The following is a 17,120-nucleotide window of genomic DNA, read 5'->3' as shown; positions in this document are numbered from 1 at the left end:
GCCTGTGCGCATCGCCGCGCTTTTCCTGAAGGAAGATCGTCTATGAAACATGGTGATTTTTCAGATCTTGCAGAGAACTATGCCCGCTACCGGCCCGGATACGCGCCCTTTGTGCTGGAGGCTTTTCTGTCGCTCTCTCAGAGAGGGAGACTTTGCGCTGACGTAGGCGCGGGCACGGGCATCTGGTCGCGTCAGCTGGCGGCCAGGGGTGTGCGCGTCATCGCGGTGGAACCCAACGATGCCATGCGCATGGCAGGAGAGAAACAAAACGCAAATCTGGACATTCTCTGGCGCAAGGGCAATGCCGAGGCCACCGGCCTGTCCGCTGCCTCCTGCGACATGGTTTGCATGGCGTCCTCCTTTCACTGGCCGGACTTTGACGCGGCGGTCAGGGAATTTCACCGGATTCTCAAACCCGGCGGCCTGTTCATGGCGCTCTGGAACACACGTCGTTTTGAGGCCAATCCACTGCTGGTGGAAATAGAAGCATATCTGCACACGCTTGTGCCGGAACTGAAACGGGTGTCCTCGGGCCGTTCCGAGTTCTGCAACACACTGACGGAGCGCCTGCTTCAGCGTGCGGAATTCGCGGATGTGCTGTATCTGGAAGGACGGCATACGGAACTGCAAAGCCCGGAGCGGTATATCGGCCTCTGGGAATCGGTCAACGACGTGCGCGTGCAGGCCGGTGAAGAACGCTTTGCCCGTTTTATTGAGCATATTCGGGAAGTAACCAGGGATATTCCGGTCATTGAGGCCGAATATCTCACGCGCGCCTGGATCGCGCGGCGCAAGGAGTAAGCATGCCAGTGTCAGGGATTTCATCCTGCGGGCGCGTGATCTGGATCACCGGTCTTTCGGGCGCGGGCAAAAGCACTCTGGCCCGCGCCCTGATGCCGCATCTGCCCGGGGCCGTGCTGTTGGACGGCGACGATCTGCGCGCCGTACTCGGCACGGAGACTTCCGGCTTTGACCGGCAAAGCCGCCTCCGACTGGCCATGATCTATGCCCGTTTCTGCAAGCTGCTGGCCGATCAGGGGCACACGGTGGTCATTGCCACCATTTCCCTCTTCCATGAGGTGCATGCCTGGAACCGCGCCCATGTGCCGGGCTACCTGGAAGTCTGGCTGGAAAGCCCGGAAGAGGTGCGGCGCGCCCGCGACCCCAAAGGCCTGTATGCAGCCGCAGCGCAGGGAGAAATGCGCCAGATGGCCGGGCAGGACACGCCGGTGGATGTGCCCCTTGCCCCGCATTTGACTCTGGATACGGCCGCGCTGTCTCCGGCGCAATGCCTGGACGCGCTTCTGAAGCTTCTGCGAGAAAAATAAATGCCCAGCCCGCACCTTGCCGTTTATCTCGCGGCCCGCAGTCTGCTCTATTTCCGGCATGTCCTGTCTCATCTGCCCGCTGATGAGGTGGATATTCTCGTGCCGCGCGCCTTGTGCGCGGATCAAAATCCGCCCAACCCCACGCTCGCGGCTCTGCGAGGGCAAGGCTACGCCGTCTTGCCGGACGACGCGGCGCGCGGCCCCTATGGCGCGCTGGCCGTGGCGGGCGTGCCGGATCTGCTCAATCATCCCCATCTTTCCCTTTTGGCCGAACGGCGCGTGCTTATGCTGCATGCCACAACCTTTTTGCCCCGGCTTGCGCATGCCGAATACAGCCATTTTCTGTGCATGTATGAGCGCCAGGCCCGTCAGGCGGCAGGCGCGGCCGCCCGGCCGCCGTCCGGCAGGGCGGAAAATGCGCAAGCCGTCCAGGAGTTCGCCCATGCCGGGCTTTACCAGTTGGGAGAGTGGGAAACACGCCGTCATGAAGACAAAAACGCCTTGCGCCGGGAATTGGCGCAAGGCCTGAATATCGCCATACCTTGCGGCAAAAGGATTGTCTTTTACTGCGGCGGCCTGCTTGACTGCCCGCAGGAGCAAATCCGAACCGTGTTGCACCTGTCGCGGCATTATTTCGTCATTTTCAAGCCTTATTATTTTCTTCCCGAGCACCAGATTTTGCTGGGAGCCCCATCCACAGCCACGATTCAGGATACCCTGACCATTGCCCCGGGCTGCATGCGCTTTGCAGCCGATGTTATTCTCGCCTCTCCGCTTTCGGGCGTTTTCACCACCTGCCTGATGCTGGGCCTTGCGGTGCTGCCGCTGCTCACGGAACATCAGGCGCTGCCGCAGGCGCGAGAAACATTTGTGCCCTGGCAAAACGCCCTTGCCGCGCACAATGAAGAACAACGCCTGGCCGGGCTTCTGGGCGGCGTCTTCAGTACCGACCGGCTTCCCGCCCTGGAAAAACGCATGGAAGACGGCGTATACTGGCGCAAGTATACGCAATGCCTGCCCCTGGTGCAGCGAAAATTCTTCGGCAGGTATGCAACGGAAGGCGCGGCCCGGTATGCCGCCCGCCTTTTGCTGCGCGTGGCGCTGCGCGGCAGCTTCGGCCCGGATACCTTTCTGCGCCGTCCCCGGCCCGCAGGGTCAGCGTGAATTCCGGGCAACAGGGCTGAGGCGCAGCAGCACGGCCGCGCCTGCCAGCAAGGGACGGCGCGCCAGCACCCGCAGCCCGGCTTCCTGAGCCAATCCTTCAAGGCCGCCCCGGGACAGAAAGTCCGCAAAAACCGGGCCGGTTGCGAAACAGGGCCAGAGCTGCGGCAGACAACGCACGAGGAGCGCGGCGGGCAGCTCCAGATTGCGTTCCGCGGGTTTGAAATCCGCGGCCAGCAGTTCGCCGCCGGCCTGAGCCGCCAGGGCCAGAAAAGTCGCGCCTTCCTCGAACGACAGATAAAAAAGCCTGTACGCCAGGCGGATGCGGAGCGCGCCGCGGGGGGCAATGCCTTGTGTTTCCACCGCGAGCCGCCGCAGTTCGGCCCAAGAGGGATTGAGCAGGGCCGCGCTGGCTTGCGCCGGCCAGGGGACGCGCGAGCGCAAGACGGCCAAAGGGAAAAAACGTGGTTCCGGGCCGCAGCCGCACAACATGCTTACGCTCTTGCGCGGCTGCCCGGCGCGCCGCGCTCAGCCCCGGTCAGCCGCTCCAACAGAGCCGCGCGCGCTGGGCCGTAGGGCGGAACCGGGGGCAGCGCCTCCAGAAGACGGCGGGCATGACCGTCCTCCACGAATTGACGGCGGCTGGTCACAAAATGCATGTCAAAAAACCAGGTGCCGAGCAGCACGCGAAAATCATTGACGCTGCGCAAATCGGCATATGCGGCCACACGGCCTTCCGCAGCCGCGCGCAGCACGGCTTCACCCGACTGGGCGGGATCATCCGGCAAATTCAGCACCACGGTAGGGCTGCAGGGTCCGGGCCCGCTCAAGTGCTCGTCTATGATCCGTAAAATATCCAGCTTGTCGGCGTCGCGCACCACATGCGCGGCCAGTTCCACAGTGCGCGGCAGATGCGCGGGCAGGGCGAAGCGGTTATGCAGGCCCACTGCTGCCAGCACGATTTTGCGCGTCCGGGCGTCTTCGCCGGCCAGCCGCGCCTCGCGCTTGAGAATTTTCACGCCCAGCAGGCCGTGATTGCATGACTCGCGATCCCGGAAAGTATGAAAGCGCAGATACTGCTCGAAGCGGCCCAGATCATGATAGAGCGCGGCCAGCAGGCAGGCTCTGACCAGAGGCGGCTCGAATTTTTCGTGCAGCGCCATGCGGCGGGCATTTTCCAGAACAGCGCGCGTGTGCGCTGCCTTCAAATCCAGCGGAGCCGCATCGTGGAGCTCCCTGGCGCGCTTTCGCGCGGCATATGCCGCAAACCATTGCTCGTGCAGGCTGATGTCCGAATTCATGCTTTTTGGTGTACGCCGGGCCTTGGCGCAAGGCAAGCCACGGGGCGCGCCGGCAGCACAAGCGCGTTCTTGAGGGTTGGTCGGCAATTTGCTACACTACGTTCTCCGCGGTCGACCGCCGCGCCCTTGCGTCGGTTGCCTGCCCCAAGCCGCGCAGGAGCCCGGAACCTTTTTGGCTTGAACGTCTCTGATTTCAATCGGCATCATTCAAAAAACGCGATTTTTTTCCACAATCCAGGTGGCGTTGGGCCGCGGTACAGGCCGCGCCCGGCAAAACTTTTTTGTCCGCGGCCGCTCGCGTGGGCAGCGTGTTTCGCCTGAGGAGCTCTCATGTCCGATTTCGTGCATCTGCATTGCCATACCGAATACAGTCTTCTGGACGGCGCCATCCGCATCAAGGATCTCTGCGCCCGCGCCAAGGATTACGGCATGCCCGCCTGCGCCGTCACGGATCACGGCAACATGTTCGGCGCGGCCTACTTTTACACGGCCTGCAAGGATTTCGGCATCAAGCCCATTTTCGGCTGCGAGGTCTACGTCTGCCGCGATCATACGGACAAAAGCCCGGAAACGGGCAAACGACGTCATCATCTGATCCTCCTGGCCCAGAACGAGCTGGGCTATCACAATCTGGTCAAGCTGGTCAGCCACGGTTTTCTGGACGGCTTTTACTACAAGCCGCGCGTGGACAAGACCCTGCTGCGCCGTTACGCCGAGGGGCTGATCTGCCTTTCGGCCTGCCTCGCGGGCGAGATTCCCCGCGCCATTCTGGCCGGGGACATGGATGCGGCCCTGAACCTGACCAAAGAATATGCGGATATTTACCCCGGCCGCTTTTATCTGGAATTGCAATCCAACGGCCTGGCCCAGCAGGAAACCGTGAACACCGCCCTGCTGGAACTGGCGGAAAGCGCCAACTTGCCCCTGGTGGCCACCAACGACTGCCACTATCTCAACGCCGACGACGCCGACGCGCATGAGGTTCTGCTCTGCATCCAGACCCAGACCACCATGGACGACCCCAAACGCATGCGCTTTGAGACGCGCGAGCTCTACTACAAGTCCGTGGAGGAGATGGAAAAGCCCTTCGCCCATGTGCCCGAGGCTCTGGCCAATACCATGCGCATTGCGGAATCCTGCAATGTGGATCTGGACTTCGGCCACCATTATTTCCCGGTCTACCAACTGCCCGAAGGGGCCAGCATGGAGTCGGAGTTCCGCCGGCTGGCCGAGGCCGGCCTGGAAAAGCGCCTGGAAAAGCATCCGGATCGCGAGAACATCGACCCGGCGCGCTATCGCCAACGCCTGCAATACGAAATCAACGTCATTCTGGAGATGGGCTTTCCCGGCTATTTTTTGATCGTGCAGGAATTCATCAACTGGGCCAAGAACAACCATATCCCGGTAGGGCCGGGGCGCGGCTCCGCGGCGGGCTCCCTGGTGGCCTGGGCCCTGCGCATCACCAACTTGGATCCTTTGCCCTATAATCTGCTTTTTGAGCGTTTTTTGAACAATGAGCGCGTCTCCCTGCCGGATATTGACGTGGACTTCTGCGAGCGCCGCCGGGGCGACGTGATCCGCCATATGGTGGAGACCTACGGCGAGGGCTCGGTGGCGCAAATCACCACATTCGGCACCATGAAGGCCAAGGGCGTGGTGCGCGACGTGGGCCGGGCTCTGGGCATGACGTTTGCGGAGACGGATCGCATTGCCAAACTGGTGCCCGGCGACCTCAAAATGACCATCAAAAAGGCTCTGGACATGGAGCCGGATCTGAAAAAACTCTATGAGGAGGATCCGGCGGTCAGGCATTTGCTGGATACGGCCCTGCGCCTGGAAGGGCTGGCCCGGCATGCTTCCACCCACGCCGCCGGGCTGGTTGTCTCGGACAAGCCCATGGAGGAATACCTGCCCCTGTACCTGGGCAAGCGCGGCGAACTTGTGACCCAGTTCGACGGTCCCATGACCGAAAAGGTCGGGCTGGTCAAATTCGACTTTCTGGGCCTGAAGACCATGACCCTGATCCAGGACACTCTGGACAACATCAGCCTGCAGGGCCAGACCCCGCCGGATCTGGACAATCTGCCGCTCACCGATGCCGCAACCTATGATCTCTATGCCCGCGGCGACACGGACGGCGTGTTTCAGGTGGAAAGCTCTGGCATGCGCCAATATCTGCGTATGCTGCGGCCCACCTGCTTTGAGGACGTCATCGCCATGCTGGCGCTCTACCGGCCGGGGCCTCTGGGGTCGGGCATGGTGGAAGAGTTCATCAAGCGCAAGCACGGCCAGGTGCCGGTGGTCTACCCGCATAAGTCGCTTACCGAATGTCTGCGCGACACCTACGGCGTCATTGTCTATCAGGAACAGGTCATGCAGATCGCCCAGATCATCGCCAGCTATACGCTGGGCGGTGCGGATCTGCTGCGCCGGGCCATGGGCAAGAAAAAGGCCGAAGCCATGGCCAGGGAGCGCGTGACCTTTGTGGCCGGCGCGGAAAAAAACGGCATTGCCGAGGAAAAGGCCAACGAAATTTTCGATCTGATGGAAAAATTCGCCGAATACGGCTTCAACAAGTCCCATTCGGCGGCCTACGCCCTGATCTCCTATTATACGGCCTATCTCAAGGTGCATTACAAGGTGGAGTTCATGGCCGCCCTGCTCACCTCGGAAATGGGCAACCAGGACAAATTGCTGAAGTACGTCTCCTGCTGCAAGGATATGGGCATCGACGTGGTCCAGCCCTCGGTGAACCGGAGCCAGCGCGAATTCACCGCGCATGCGGGCAAGGTGATCTTCGGCCTGGGCGGCATCAAGAACGTGGGCGACGAGGCCATCCGCGAAATTGTGGAGGCGCGCAAGGGAGGCGGCGAATATCTCTCCTTTCTGGATCTCTGCTGCCGGGTCAATCTGCGCAAGGTCACCAAGCGGGTGCTGGAATCTTTGATCAAGGGCGGGGCCTGCGACTGCTTCGGCGTCAGCAGGGCGGGCCTGCTGGCCGCGGTGGAAGCCGCGGTGGCCCGCGCCCAAAAAAAGGCCAGGGATAAAAATTCCAACCAGGTTTCCCTGCTGGCCATGACGCCTGCGGCTGAAGCCGCGCCCCTGCCCGGCATCGGCTTTGACTGCCCTGAAGCCGGGCTGCCCGAAATGGCGGACGACCTGAAGTTACGGGGCGAAAAGGAAGCTCTGGGCTTTTTTCTCACCAGCCACCCACTCCAGCCCTACAGCCGCGAGATCCGCCGCCTGCGCCTGACCACCCTGGAAGACGCGCGGGAAATGTTTGCCGGGGCGGAAATCACCAGCGCGGTGCTGGTGACCAGCGTCAAGGAAGTGCTCACCAAATCCAAGGGCGAGCGCATGGCCTTTGTGGGCGTGGAGGATCTGACCGGCCACGCGGAAGTGACCTTTTTCCCGCGGGCCTATGCCGAAGCGCGCGAGTTGATCCGGGCCGAGCAGCCCCTGTGCCTCACGGCCCGCCTGGACAGCCAGGGCGACACTGCCCCGGAAACGGACGAGGAAAATGAAGACGCTCCGCGCGAGCTCAAGCTGCTGGGCCAGAGCGTGCGCCCCCTGGCTGAAGCCTGCGGCCAGAGCGACACGCCGGTCTGCGTGCAGATCCCGGCGCACCGTCTCGGCCGGGAAGATATGCAGGCGCTGAAAAATATCCTTGAAACCCATCCCGGCCCGGTGGAAACGCACGCCCTGATTCTCCTGGACGGTTGCCAATGTCACCTGCGCCTGGACGACGCCCTGAAGGTGCAGCCAGGGCCGGAACTGGACAAGGCATTGGCCGCCTGGGCTTCCTAGAGCAGATTACCTTTGACTTTTTATGAAAGTCAAAGGTGGCATTCAGGCGAAAAACGCGGTTTTCGCCTGAATGTACGCCGCGTTGCGGCGGCTGCCGCTTTCGCGTCAGCAGAGCATTTTCAAAGTGAAAATGCTCTAGAGCGTTTTGCTGATGGAATTAGCTCAACGCTCTGGCGGGCGCGCGCTCAGGAATCGTACAGGGTAAAGCCGTTTTTGCCGTGCTGTTTGGTATGGTACAGGGCTCTGTCCGCATTCTTATACAGCGTTTCAAACTCCGCGCCGGCCTCCGGCGCCAGGGCCACGCCGATGCTGACGGAAACGGGGCAGGTCTTCACGCCGTCCGTAACATCATGGCGCATGGCCGTCACCACGCTCAGAGCCTTTTTCTCCGCCCACTCCCGTGACGGCGCGCGGACGAGCGCCACGAACTCATCCCCGCCGATGCGCCCGATGATGTCGTTCTCCTGAAATTCTTTTTTCAGCAATTCCGCGAAATCCGCAATGACCATATCGCCCACGGCATGGCCGCAGCTGTCGTTCACATTCTTGAAATTATCAATATCCAGGATGAAAAAGGCAAAGACTTCTCCCGGGTGACGCAACAGGCGCTGCTGGATATACTCCTGGGTGGCCGCTTTATTGTAAAGGCCGGTCAGGGAATCGCGCTGCATTTTTTCCAGCAGATGCTGTTCGTGTTCTTTTTCCTTGTCCACATTCTGGCGATACATCAACATCCGCACCGAGCCGTCATCATCCCAATGAAAAATGCGGGCCGTAAGGCGCAGCCAGTGATAGTCGGGCCTGGCGTCAGTGGAAATCATAAAGTCATAGCGCAGGCAGTCGCCGCCCTCCGCATAGACGCGCAAGGCATTCTCGCGGCCGAATGTGGCCAGATAGCCCTGGCGATATTCGGTTTTGATCTGTTTTTTGGCGATAATCCGCAAGGCTTCGTCATAGGGCGTGTTCCTCGGCACGCCCAGACTTTCAAAATAGCTTTCGGTCGCCTCGCTGGCTGCGCGGTTATGCGTAATGTCGACTTCATAAATGTTTTCGTACAGCTTTCCGGTTTCCACCTGAAAAACCGAACTGCGCTTTTTTTCTTCCGCCACGGCCAATTTGACAAGCCGCATATTATGCCCGCGAAGAATGCAGGTGGTGACGATCAGGACGGGAGCGACTATCATCAGAAGGACCATAATGCCGGTAAAAAACTGCCGTTTGGTCTGCTCCGCCAGCACGTCAGCGTCATTGTCGATAATCAGATGCCACTCCAGATTCGGCACATATTTCGCCACAAGATAGCCCTTACGCTCTTTTGCGGCATACCAGAAATATTGGCATTTTTCTTTTTCAGAAAGAATCCGTTCCTTGAGATCCCTGAATTCAGGCAATGCAAAAAGATCCGTCTTCCTGAATCCGGTCTTATCCATGGAAAGTTCAATCATGCCCTGATTGTCAATCAGGTAGACCTTCACATCAAATTGCGTTTCGTACTCTTTGAATATCTTCTGTAAATAATCGACGCGGAAGCCAACCCCCACCACGCCGATCACGGAGCCTGCCTTGTTTTTTATTTTACAGTTGATAAAAACGACAATTTCATTATGCGCCGCTTCATCGTTATCAATATTCAGCGCATACTCGTCAGGAGATGCAAGGAAGGAATAATACCATGTATTTTCAGCGTTATCCGGCGTCAGAATGCGGTCAATGCCTTCAAAATGATAATAGCGATTCGTTTTCGTGGATACCAGAAATACGGCATCATAGTTGTATTTTTCTTTGTACGTTAAAATATAATTTTTTATTGTGTTTAAAAATTCTTCATTATCAGGCATCATGTCTTCTGTTTCAAGAAAATCCTTAAGAAAATTGTCATTTGCCATTGTCATCGCGATATGGATAGGCTTTGTAAAGATTGAATCAATATCATTATAAATACATTTTTCCGTCAACAGAGCCACCTGCTCCATATCTTTTTTAAAAATTTCCCTGTTATAATGATAATTATGAATAAAAATGCACATAAATCCCAAAATAATTATGGCGAAAATGAGAAGATTCGTTCTCAGCAGCACATGTCTTTTCATCCTTGCCTTCTTCCCCTCGCACGCCCTTGCGCGCTGCCGCAGGAAAAGAAGAGCCTTTTTACGCGCCCAAAGGCCTCCTTCCCTTCCTCTTCCGCGCTTTCAAGAGACGATATATTGCATATAAGCTTTTCTTATCAGAATATCTGTTCAAATGTTCTTTGTCAATGTTCACCCGCCCTGAAAGGATTCACTTTCAGCGTGAAATTTCTTTCTCAACCATGTAAAATTACAATGGATTTTTTGCGAAAATCATCTCAAAGGCGAACCCCTCGCGAAAGGAGCGCACTCTGACGGTACGCTCCTTACGCAAAAAGCGCAGCTTGACAAAGCCGACAGGCCAGCGTCAGCCGTCGCCGCTCCAGCGGCATACGGAGAACGGCAGCGATTTCTTTGGGCTGTAGAGCAAGAACCGCTTGAACGGCAGCTCCCTGATCCGCACGGATGATCGTATCAAGGTCAGATGCTGATCCTGGCTCCCAGCAGCTTGGCGAAAGCGGCAATCCAGGCCGGGTGCGCGGGCCAGGCCGGAGCCGTGACCAGATTGCCATCGACGACGGCGTTGGTAAAGGATTCATTGGCCTCGCTCCACTGAGCCCCGGCATCCACCACGTCGGGCTTCACCGCCGGATAGGCAGTGCAGGCGCAACCTTTGAGAATGCCCGCGGAAACCAGGATCTGCGGGCCGTGGCACACAGCGGCAATGGGCTTTTGGGCCGCGTGGAATTCGCGCACGATTTCCAGAATCCGCTGGTTCAGGCGCAGGTATTCGGGAGCGCGTCCGCCGGGGACCACCAGACCGGCATACTCCCCGGTATCGACCTTGTCGAAATCATGGTTGATCGCGAAATTGTGGCCGCGCTTTTCAGAGTAGGTCTGATCGCCCTCAAAGTCATGGATGGCGGTGCGCACCACATCGCCTGGCTTTTTGCCGGGGCAGACGGCATGCACCTCATAGCCCAGCATCTGCAACATCTGAAACGGAACCATCACTTCATAGTCTTCCACATAATCACCGGCAAGCAAGAGAATCTTTTTCATCATTTCACTCCTCGGGCGGCCCGCTCAGGCCGCCTTCATGGCCCCGTCGGGGCCCGGTTGACGAATTCACGGCAGGGGGGTAAGCCGCCCTTGCCATTATCAATGCAGCCTCTTATATATGCAAGCAAAGCTCATCCGCAAGCCCTGAGCCGGGCTGAAATCCAGACTGCCGAGGTGCCCCATGCCCATGTACGATTTTCTCTGCACAGCCTGCGGAACAAAATTTGAAGAACTGATCCACGGCGACGCGGCTCCGACCTGCCCGCAATGCGGCTCCACAGCTACGCAACGCCAAATGAGCGCCCCGAGCCCTCTGAAAACCGGGGCTTTCCCGTACAAGCCCGGGCCGGTGCGGCCCCTGGGCAGAGGCATGCCTTCTTGCGGCAGCGGGGGCTGCGGCAGCCGCTTTTCCTGAGCAAAATAACCGCAATCCGTTGGATTGCGCGATACACTGTGCGGTTGTGGCCTCAGGCCAAAGGCCGCGGGGCGGCCTTTGCGCCGCCGGGCTGAAAGGCAACGCGCGCAAGAAAAGCCCTCGCCTTTGGCAAGGGAGGGATTCACCTTTGAGATGATTTTATAAAAAATTCATTTTGAATTTCAGATGGTTGCAATATCATTTCCATTGAAAGCATGAATGTCTCCCAGCAGGGCTTTCCTTGCTTTCTCCCCCGCCCTGAGATACAATTTTTCATTATACTTTGCAGCAGGAAGGAAGCTATGCTCCACAGCATGACCGGCTTTGGCCGCTGTCTGGTGGAAAATGCCGATATTACCCAGCAGTGGGAAATCAAAAGCGTCAACGGCCGTCATCTGGATCTCAAGTGGCGGCTGCCCATAGCGGTGCGCAGCCTTGAGCCGCGCCTGGAAAAAGTGGTGCGGCGCTTCGCCTCCAGAGGCCGGGTGGACATCAGCCTTCAATTGCACTATGCGGCCGACGCCGCGCCGACGCCGCGTTTTGACAGCATGCAGGCCGCGGCCATGCTCCAAAGCCTGCGCGATCTGGCCACAACGCGCGGCGACAGCTTTACCCCGGATTACAACGCCTTGCTGCAACTGTCTTTTCTGTGGGGCGACACCGGCGACGAGCTCGACGAAGCCATGAGCGCAAATCTGGAGGCAGGCCTGACCCTGGCTCTGGAAGACTGGGACGAAGCCCGCGCCGACGAAGGTCGCGCGCTCGCCACGGACATTCACTCGCGCATCCTGCGCATGGAAGAATGGACGGGGCTGATTGCCGAGCGCGCCCCGGCCATCAAAGAAGAGCGCGCCAATATGCTGCGGGAGCGCCTGGGCGATGCTCTTGCGCAAAACGGTCAGGAGCTGGAAGAAAGCCGCTTCCTGCAGGAAATCGTCATTCTGGCCGACCGCCTGGATGTGAGCGAAGAGCTGACCCGTCTGGGCACCCATCTGGAACGCCTGCGCAATCTTCTGCAAAGCGGCAAGGATGCCGGACGCCGCCTGGATTTCACGCTTCAGGAGTGCTTCCGCGAGATCAATACCTGCGGCAACAAGCTGCCGGACGTGCAGCTTTCGCGGCTGGTCGTGGACTTTAAAAACGAGCTCGAAAAATGCCGCGAGCAAGTTCAGAATCTGGAATAGGATCCCATGCGCGGCGATCGTCTGATCAACATAGGCTTCGGCAATTATGTGCTGGCCGGCAGGGTGGTGAGCATTGTCAGCCCTTCCTCCTCGCCCATGAAGCGCCTGCGCGAGGACGCGCGGGCCGAAGGGCGGCTGATTGACGCCACCCAGGGGCGCAAGACGCGCTCCATCCTGGTGACGGATTCCAACCATGTGCTCCTTTCCTCCATCCAGCCTGAAACCATCAGCCAGCGTTTTGCGCAGGAGGAAGGGAGCTGATGCGGCGCGAAGGCATAGCGCTGGTTGTGAGCGCGCCGTCCGGCGCGGGCAAGACCACGCTGATCAAGCGGCTTCTGGCGGAATTTCCGCATTTCGGCTATTCTGTTTCCTGCACGACGCGCAAGCCGCGCGCGGGCGAGATCGACGGCAAGGATTACATTTTCTTGAGCCATGAGGACTTCCAGCGCCGCCGCGCGGAAAACTATTTCGCAGAGTGGGCCGAGGTGCACGGCAATTTTTACGGCACGCCGTTGCAACCGGTAAAGACCCTGCTGCGCGAAGGCCGCGACATGCTCTTTGATATCGACGTCCAGGGCGCGGCCCAGCTCAAGCTGACGCTGGAGGAGGCCACCTTTGCCTTCATCCTGCCGCCGAGCATGGAAGAGCTGGAGCGCCGCCTGCGCGCGCGCGATCTGGACGACGAAGCCACCATTGAACGCCGGCTGGCCAACGCGCGCCGGGAAATGCGCCAGGCCCGCTGGTATGACGCTCTGCTGGTCAATGACGAGCTTGATGCGGCCTACGACGCTCTGCGCGCCGTATATCTGGCTGCCACGCTGTCGCCGAAGCGCAACCCGCGCCTGCTGGAAAGTCTGCTCGGCCCTGGCCGCGCCCCGGAACCTGCACACGAGGCGGAAAACGCATGGCGCAACTGATCGTCGCCCTGGATTTTCCCCGCCAGGAGGCCGCGCTTTCCCTGGCCCGTGAGCTGCGGGGTTTCGTGCCCTGGTGCAAAGTGGGCATGGAGCTTTTCACCGTGGGCGGCCCTGCGCTGATTGAGTCGCTCAAGCATTTGCACTATAATGTTTTTCTGGATTTGAAATTTTACGATATTCCGCACACCGTAGGGCAGGCAGTCAGGGCGGCCGCCTCGTTGGGCATTGATATGCTGACCCTGCACTGCCAGGGTGGAGAGCGGATGTGCCGGGAAGCCGCGGAGGCTGCGTCCGGCATGGCCAGCGGCAAGCCTTTGCTTTTCGGGGTCACGGTACTGACCAGCTTTATGCCCGGCGAAATGCCCGGCATCAGTGCCGCGCCCGCCGAACATGCCCTGACTCTGGCACACGGCGCGCAGACCTGGGGGCTGGACGGCGTGGTCTGCTCCGGGCATGAAGCCGGGCACATCAAGGCGGCTTTGCCGGGCCTGCAATGTCTTTGCCCGGGCATCCGCCCGGCTGGAAGCGCGGCCGGAGATCAGCGCCGGATTATGACGCCGGCCAGGGCCGTGGCCCAGGGCGCGGACTTTCTGGTCGTGGGCAGACCCATTCTGGAAGCGCCCTCCCCTGTGGAAGCCGCACGGCGCATTCTGGCGGAAATGGCTGCCGGCCGCGCCCTCTAGAAAATTTTGCTTTTGAAATTATTCAATTTCAAAAGCAAAATTCTCCATGATGCCTTAACGGCAATTTCAGGCCTAACATGCCTTGTTGAGGAAGATCATGCCCAAAGAACAAATCCCCGCGGCCCCGGCGGCAAACGCCCCGCAGACCGCCGCGGCCCCGACCTCCAGTGCCGAGGCGAGCAAGACTGAAGTGCGCGGCGTCTTTTCCACTCAGGAAATCCGCAAGGTAGGCACCGGCACCACCACGCGCAAAACCGTGCAGAAAACCTTCTGGTTTATTGAACAGCACGGCGATGTCATCGAATGTCAGCCCTTGAACCCCAATTATGTGCCCAGCGGTCCGAAGCGTAAAATCACCATGGACGAACTGATCGGCAAGTTCGCGCCCGAACCGGAGTTCTACATGAACTCCGTCTATCCCAAGATGCAGGAAATGCAACGCTCCGTCGACAACGGCGACAGTCACAGGGAGAAAGGCGAAACCTTTGCCGCCGAATATGAATATTCCCGCGCGCTCAAGATAGACGAGGAAAACGTGCGGGCCAACTTCGGCATCGGCCTCACCTATCTGGAACGGGGCGACGCGGAAAAAGCCCAGGACATTTTCGCGCGGCTGGTCAAGCTGGATGGCGCCTTTGAGCCAGAGCACAAGCATTTGTTCAATGAATTCGGAATCAATCTGCGCAAGAACAAGATGTTGCAGCAATCCCTTGAATATTACCAGCGCGCTCTGCAACTCTCGCAAAGCGACGAGAATTTATATATGAACATGGCCCGCGTGCTGCTGGAAACAAAAGACATCAACGGCTGCATTGATCATCTGCTCAAGGCCCTGGAAATAGCGCCCAGCCACGAGCCCTCCATCAAGTTTCTGGCCTGGCTGATCCAAAAGAACCTGGTGCCCGAAGATCGCCTGGAAACCGTGCGCGAAGCCCTGCGCGCTCTGACCCAGACCGCCCAGCAAGCCCCTGCCCAGGGCTCCCAACAAGCCCCGGCCAAGGCTACCCAGCAGGCCCCGGCCAAGGACGCCCAACAGGCCCCGGCCAAGGCCTGACGCCCGCCGTGAAAAACTGGCAGTTCCGGCAAGGTCCGCCCGGCGCGCCGCCCAGGGCTTGGGCCGAAAAACTTTCCATCTCGCCGCTCCTGTTGGAAATCCTTTGGCGACGGGGCCTTACCGAAGCCCGTTGCATGGAGGATTTTCTTTCCGCGCGGCTGCATGCTCTGACCGCTCCGGCTTGCTGGCCCCAGATTCCTCAGGCCGCGGAACTCCTTGCGCAGGAATTGGCCGCCGGAAAAAAGCTCGCGGTCTGGGGCGATTACGATGTGGACGGGATCACCGCCACCTGTCTGGTGCTGGATGTTCTGGAGGCTCACGGCCTTACGGCTGTCTGGCATATTCCGGATCGCCGCGCCGAGGGCTACGGTCTCAATATCCAGGGTGTTGAAGCGCTTGCCGCGCAGGGCTGCGGGATTCTGCTCAGCGTGGACTGCGGCATTGCCGATGTGGACGCCGTGCGCCGCGCGCGCGATCTGGGCATGACCGTGATCATCACCGATCACCACCTTCCCCCGGCCCAACTGCCCCTGGCCCATGCGCTGTGCAATCCCAGGCTGGGCCCGCAGGAGGACTCGCCCTGCCCGCATCTGGCCGGCGTGGGCGTGGCCTTTTACCTCATGGCCGGGCTCAACGCGCTGCTCTCTGCCCGGACCGGCAACCGCTGCAAGATGGACGAGGTTCTGGATCTCGTGGCTCTGGGCACCCTGGCCGACGTCATGCGCCTGACCGGCGAAAACCGCATTCTGGTGCGCGGCGGTCTGGCCAGACTGGCCGCCGCGGCTCGCCCCGGCATGGCGGCGCTGAAAGTGGTCAGCGGCTTTGACGCGGCCGCGGCCCTGAGCTCCGGGCAGACGGTCTTTCGACTGGCTCCGCGGATCAATGCCGCCGGGCGCATGGGCAAGGCGGATCTGGCCCTGCAACTGCTGCGGGAAAAGGATCATGCGGCGGCCGCCGCCCTGGCCGCGCAACTGGACGCGCTGAACACGGAGCGCCGTCTGGAGGAAGAACGCATCCTGGCCGCGGCGCGCGAGCAGGCCCAGGAACTTCTGGCGCAACGGCCACGGGCGGGCCTGGTGCTCTACGGCCCGGACTGGCATCCCGGCATTGTGGGGATTGTCGCTTCCCGCATTGTGGACGAATTTTACCGGCCCACCATTATTCTTTGCGATGATCAGGGCTGCCTCAAGGGATCGGGCCGTTCCGTGCGGGAGTTTGATTTGCACGCCGGCCTGACCCGCACAGCGCACTGCCTGCTGGGCTTCGGCGGGCACCGGCTGGCAGCCGGAGTGCGCCTTGAGCCGCGCCGCCTCAATGAATTTCGCGCGCAATTCGAGGCCGCGGCGGCCGAGGCATTGGGGCCGGAGCCGCTCAGCCCCAGCCTGACCCTGGAATGTGAGCTGGATTTCGCCAGGGCGTCCGAACACCGTTTTTTAAAGGAACTGGAGCTCTTGCAGCCCTTTGGTCCGGGCAATGCCGAACCCGTTTTCGCCTCGCCGCCGCTGCTGGTCAAGGAGCGCACTTTTCTGGGCCACAGCCGGGAACACGTCCTGCTCAGAGTGCAGGATCAAAAAAGCGGTATCACCCTTTCCGCAAAGGCCTGGCGCATGGCCGAGGCTCTGCCGCCCTCGCTGGTGGGTCAGACCATTCTTCTGGCCTACACCTCCCGCCTGGACATGTACAACGGCATAGCCTCGGTGGATCTGGGCATCAAGGACTGGCGCCCCGCCTAGAGCATTTTGCTTTTAACTTTTTACATATCCACAGGATTTAAACCATCCTTCAGCGTCTTTTTGTGTGATACAACTTAATGCTTTTCCAATGGATTTATACAGTTCATCACATGTTTTTGCTTTCATACCACGAAGTAATTGTTTCACTTTGCTCCACATCTTTTCAATGGGATTTAAATCCGGGCTGTATTCTGGAAGGAAAATATACTTGCAGCCTTTTTCCGTTATTAAGTTTCGGGCTGTTTTTGATTTATGGACATTCAAATTATCCATTATAACAACATCGTTAGCTTTAAGCGTTGGAAGAAGAAATTTTTCAATATAAGCATTGTACATTTTTCCATCCAGTGCCCCATCAAAAACAACACTGCAAGTTTCTCCCGTTACCCGGATTGCTGAAAGTATGCTT

At 59.4% G+C, this 17,120-nt stretch carries 16 protein-coding genes; 11 read left to right on the top strand and 5 right to left on the bottom strand.

What is annotated here, in order from left to right; genetic code table 11:
- Positions 1 to 42: 42 nt before the first annotated feature.
- From G7Y51_RS03170 to G7Y51_RS03160, 3 genes are read left to right on the top strand one after another with little or no spacing between them, the layout of a single operon-like run.
- Complete coding sequence (locus G7Y51_RS03170) at positions 43 to 801, top strand: class I SAM-dependent methyltransferase (RefSeq protein WP_165174946.1); 759 nt, start codon at positions 43 to 45, stop codon at positions 799 to 801.
- 2 nt (positions 802 to 803) lie between these two features.
- Positions 804 to 1,328: an adenylyl-sulfate kinase gene (locus G7Y51_RS03165; RefSeq protein WP_165174945.1), complete on the top strand. Its 525-nt coding sequence runs from the start codon at positions 804 to 806 to the stop codon at positions 1,326 to 1,328.
- Complete coding sequence (locus tag G7Y51_RS03160) at positions 1,329 to 2,492, top strand: hypothetical protein (RefSeq protein WP_165174944.1); 1,164 nt, start codon at positions 1,329 to 1,331, stop codon at positions 2,490 to 2,492.
- Here the strand turns inward: G7Y51_RS03160 and G7Y51_RS03155 are convergent.
- The gene (locus G7Y51_RS03155; RefSeq protein ID WP_165174943.1) at positions 2,484 to 2,981 is read right to left on the bottom strand and encodes a hypothetical protein; all 498 of its coding nucleotides are present in this window, start codon (positions 2,979 to 2,981) and stop codon (positions 2,484 to 2,486) included. The genes G7Y51_RS03160 and G7Y51_RS03155 overlap by 9 nt on opposite strands.
- A 2-nt stretch (positions 2,982 to 2,983) precedes the next feature.
- Positions 2,984 to 3,790 (bottom strand): HD domain-containing protein, encoded by an 807-nt coding sequence (locus G7Y51_RS03150; protein WP_165174942.1) that lies wholly within the window; start codon positions 3,788 to 3,790, stop codon positions 2,984 to 2,986.
- 330 nt (positions 3,791 to 4,120) lie between these two features.
- Between G7Y51_RS03150 and dnaE the strand changes: the two genes are divergently transcribed.
- Positions 4,121 to 7,597: a DNA polymerase III subunit alpha gene (gene dnaE, locus G7Y51_RS03145; protein WP_165174941.1), complete on the top strand. Its 3,477-nt coding sequence runs from the start codon at positions 4,121 to 4,123 to the stop codon at positions 7,595 to 7,597.
- A 185-nt stretch (positions 7,598 to 7,782) separates the two neighbouring features.
- Here the strand turns inward: dnaE and G7Y51_RS03140 are convergent, their stop codons facing one another.
- Both G7Y51_RS03140 and G7Y51_RS03135 read right to left on the bottom strand, forming a co-directional pair.
- The gene (locus G7Y51_RS03140) at positions 7,783 to 9,570 is read right to left on the bottom strand and encodes a sensor domain-containing diguanylate cyclase (RefSeq protein WP_241160119.1); all 1,788 of its coding nucleotides are present in this window, start codon (positions 9,568 to 9,570) and stop codon (positions 7,783 to 7,785) included.
- A 573-nt stretch (positions 9,571 to 10,143) separates the two neighbouring features.
- Entirely contained in the window at positions 10,144 to 10,725 is a 582-nt protein-coding gene (locus G7Y51_RS03135; RefSeq protein WP_165175017.1) for a DJ-1/PfpI family protein, read from the bottom strand.
- Between the two features lie 181 nt (positions 10,726 to 10,906).
- Here G7Y51_RS03135 and G7Y51_RS03130 point away from each other — a divergent pair, with 181 nt between their 5' ends.
- The 7 genes from G7Y51_RS03130 (at position 10,907) to recJ (ending at position 16,711) form a co-directional block, all read left to right on the top strand.
- Positions 10,907 to 11,140 carry a zinc ribbon domain-containing protein gene (locus G7Y51_RS03130; protein ID WP_165174939.1) on the top strand — a complete coding sequence of 78 codons (234 nt, stop codon included), beginning with the start codon at positions 10,907 to 10,909 and terminating at the stop codon, positions 11,138 to 11,140.
- Positions 11,141 to 11,442: 302 nt separating this feature from the next.
- Positions 11,443 to 12,324 carry a YicC/YloC family endoribonuclease gene (locus G7Y51_RS03125; RefSeq protein ID WP_165174938.1) on the top strand — a complete coding sequence of 294 codons (882 nt, stop codon included), beginning with the start codon at positions 11,443 to 11,445 and terminating at the stop codon, positions 12,322 to 12,324.
- A 6-nt stretch (positions 12,325 to 12,330) separates the two neighbouring features.
- Complete coding sequence (locus G7Y51_RS03120) at positions 12,331 to 12,585, top strand: DUF370 domain-containing protein (protein WP_165072002.1); 255 nt, start codon at positions 12,331 to 12,333, stop codon at positions 12,583 to 12,585.
- A complete protein-coding gene (gmk, locus tag G7Y51_RS03115) occupies positions 12,585 to 13,241 on the top strand; it encodes a guanylate kinase (protein ID WP_165174937.1) in 657 nt (218 codons plus the stop codon). The genes G7Y51_RS03120 and gmk overlap by 1 nt, the downstream gene beginning before the upstream one ends.
- Complete coding sequence (pyrF, locus tag G7Y51_RS03110; RefSeq protein WP_165174936.1) at positions 13,229 to 13,924, top strand: orotidine-5'-phosphate decarboxylase; 696 nt, start codon at positions 13,229 to 13,231, stop codon at positions 13,922 to 13,924. The genes gmk and pyrF overlap by 13 nt, the downstream gene beginning before the upstream one ends.
- A gap of 97 nt (positions 13,925 to 14,021) precedes the next feature.
- On the top strand, positions 14,022 to 14,978 hold the full coding sequence (locus tag G7Y51_RS03105; RefSeq protein ID WP_165174935.1) for a tetratricopeptide repeat protein: 957 nt from the start codon (positions 14,022 to 14,024) through the stop codon (positions 14,976 to 14,978).
- An 8-nt stretch (positions 14,979 to 14,986) separates the two neighbouring features.
- Entirely contained in the window at positions 14,987 to 16,711 is a 1,725-nt protein-coding gene (gene recJ, locus G7Y51_RS03100) for a single-stranded-DNA-specific exonuclease RecJ (RefSeq protein WP_165174934.1), read from the top strand.
- Between the two features lie 12 nt (positions 16,712 to 16,723).
- Here the strand turns inward: recJ and G7Y51_RS03095 are convergent.
- Positions 16,724 to 17,120, bottom strand: a 397-nt coding sequence (locus G7Y51_RS03095; RefSeq protein ID WP_165174933.1) for a transposase, incomplete at its 5' end; no start/stop codon positions are given.

Origin of the sequence: Desulfovibrio sp. ZJ369, from assembly GCF_011039085.1 — a bacterium.
In the GTDB taxonomy this organism is placed as follows: domain Bacteria; phylum Desulfobacterota; class Desulfovibrionia; order Desulfovibrionales; family Desulfovibrionaceae; genus Desulfovibrio.
The sequence above is the reverse complement of the archived record's forward strand: the minus strand, read 5'-3'. Positions and strand labels throughout refer to the sequence as shown.

Coding starts and splice junctions, on each gene's coding strand:
- G7Y51_RS03135 (WP_165175017.1), bottom strand. CDS start 10,725: ATGAAAAAGATTCTCTTGCTTGCCGGTGATTATGTGGAAGACTATGAA.
- G7Y51_RS03125 (WP_165174938.1), top strand. CDS start 11,443: ATGCTCCACAGCATGACCGGCTTTGGCCGCTGTCTGGTGGAAAATGCC.
- G7Y51_RS03130 (WP_165174939.1), top strand. CDS start 10,907: ATGCCCATGTACGATTTTCTCTGCACAGCCTGCGGAACAAAATTTGAA.
- G7Y51_RS03160 (WP_165174944.1), top strand. CDS start 1,329: ATGCCCAGCCCGCACCTTGCCGTTTATCTCGCGGCCCGCAGTCTGCTC.
- G7Y51_RS03140 (WP_241160119.1), bottom strand. CDS start 9,570: ATGGAGCAGGTGGCTCTGTTGACGGAAAAATGTATTTATAATGATATT.
- dnaE (WP_165174941.1), top strand. CDS start 4,121: ATGTCCGATTTCGTGCATCTGCATTGCCATACCGAATACAGTCTTCTG.
- G7Y51_RS03150 (WP_165174942.1), bottom strand. CDS start 3,790: ATGAATTCGGACATCAGCCTGCACGAGCAATGGTTTGCGGCATATGCC.
- pyrF (WP_165174936.1), top strand. CDS start 13,229: ATGGCGCAACTGATCGTCGCCCTGGATTTTCCCCGCCAGGAGGCCGCG.
- G7Y51_RS03165 (WP_165174945.1), top strand. CDS start 804: ATGCCAGTGTCAGGGATTTCATCCTGCGGGCGCGTGATCTGGATCACC.
- G7Y51_RS03105 (WP_165174935.1), top strand. CDS start 14,022: ATGCCCAAAGAACAAATCCCCGCGGCCCCGGCGGCAAACGCCCCGCAG.
- G7Y51_RS03170 (WP_165174946.1), top strand. CDS start 43: ATGAAACATGGTGATTTTTCAGATCTTGCAGAGAACTATGCCCGCTAC.
- G7Y51_RS03155 (WP_165174943.1), bottom strand. CDS start 2,981: ATGTTGTGCGGCTGCGGCCCGGAACCACGTTTTTTCCCTTTGGCCGTC.
- G7Y51_RS03120 (WP_165072002.1), top strand. CDS start 12,331: ATGCGCGGCGATCGTCTGATCAACATAGGCTTCGGCAATTATGTGCTG.
- gmk (WP_165174937.1), top strand. CDS start 12,585: ATGCGGCGCGAAGGCATAGCGCTGGTTGTGAGCGCGCCGTCCGGCGCG.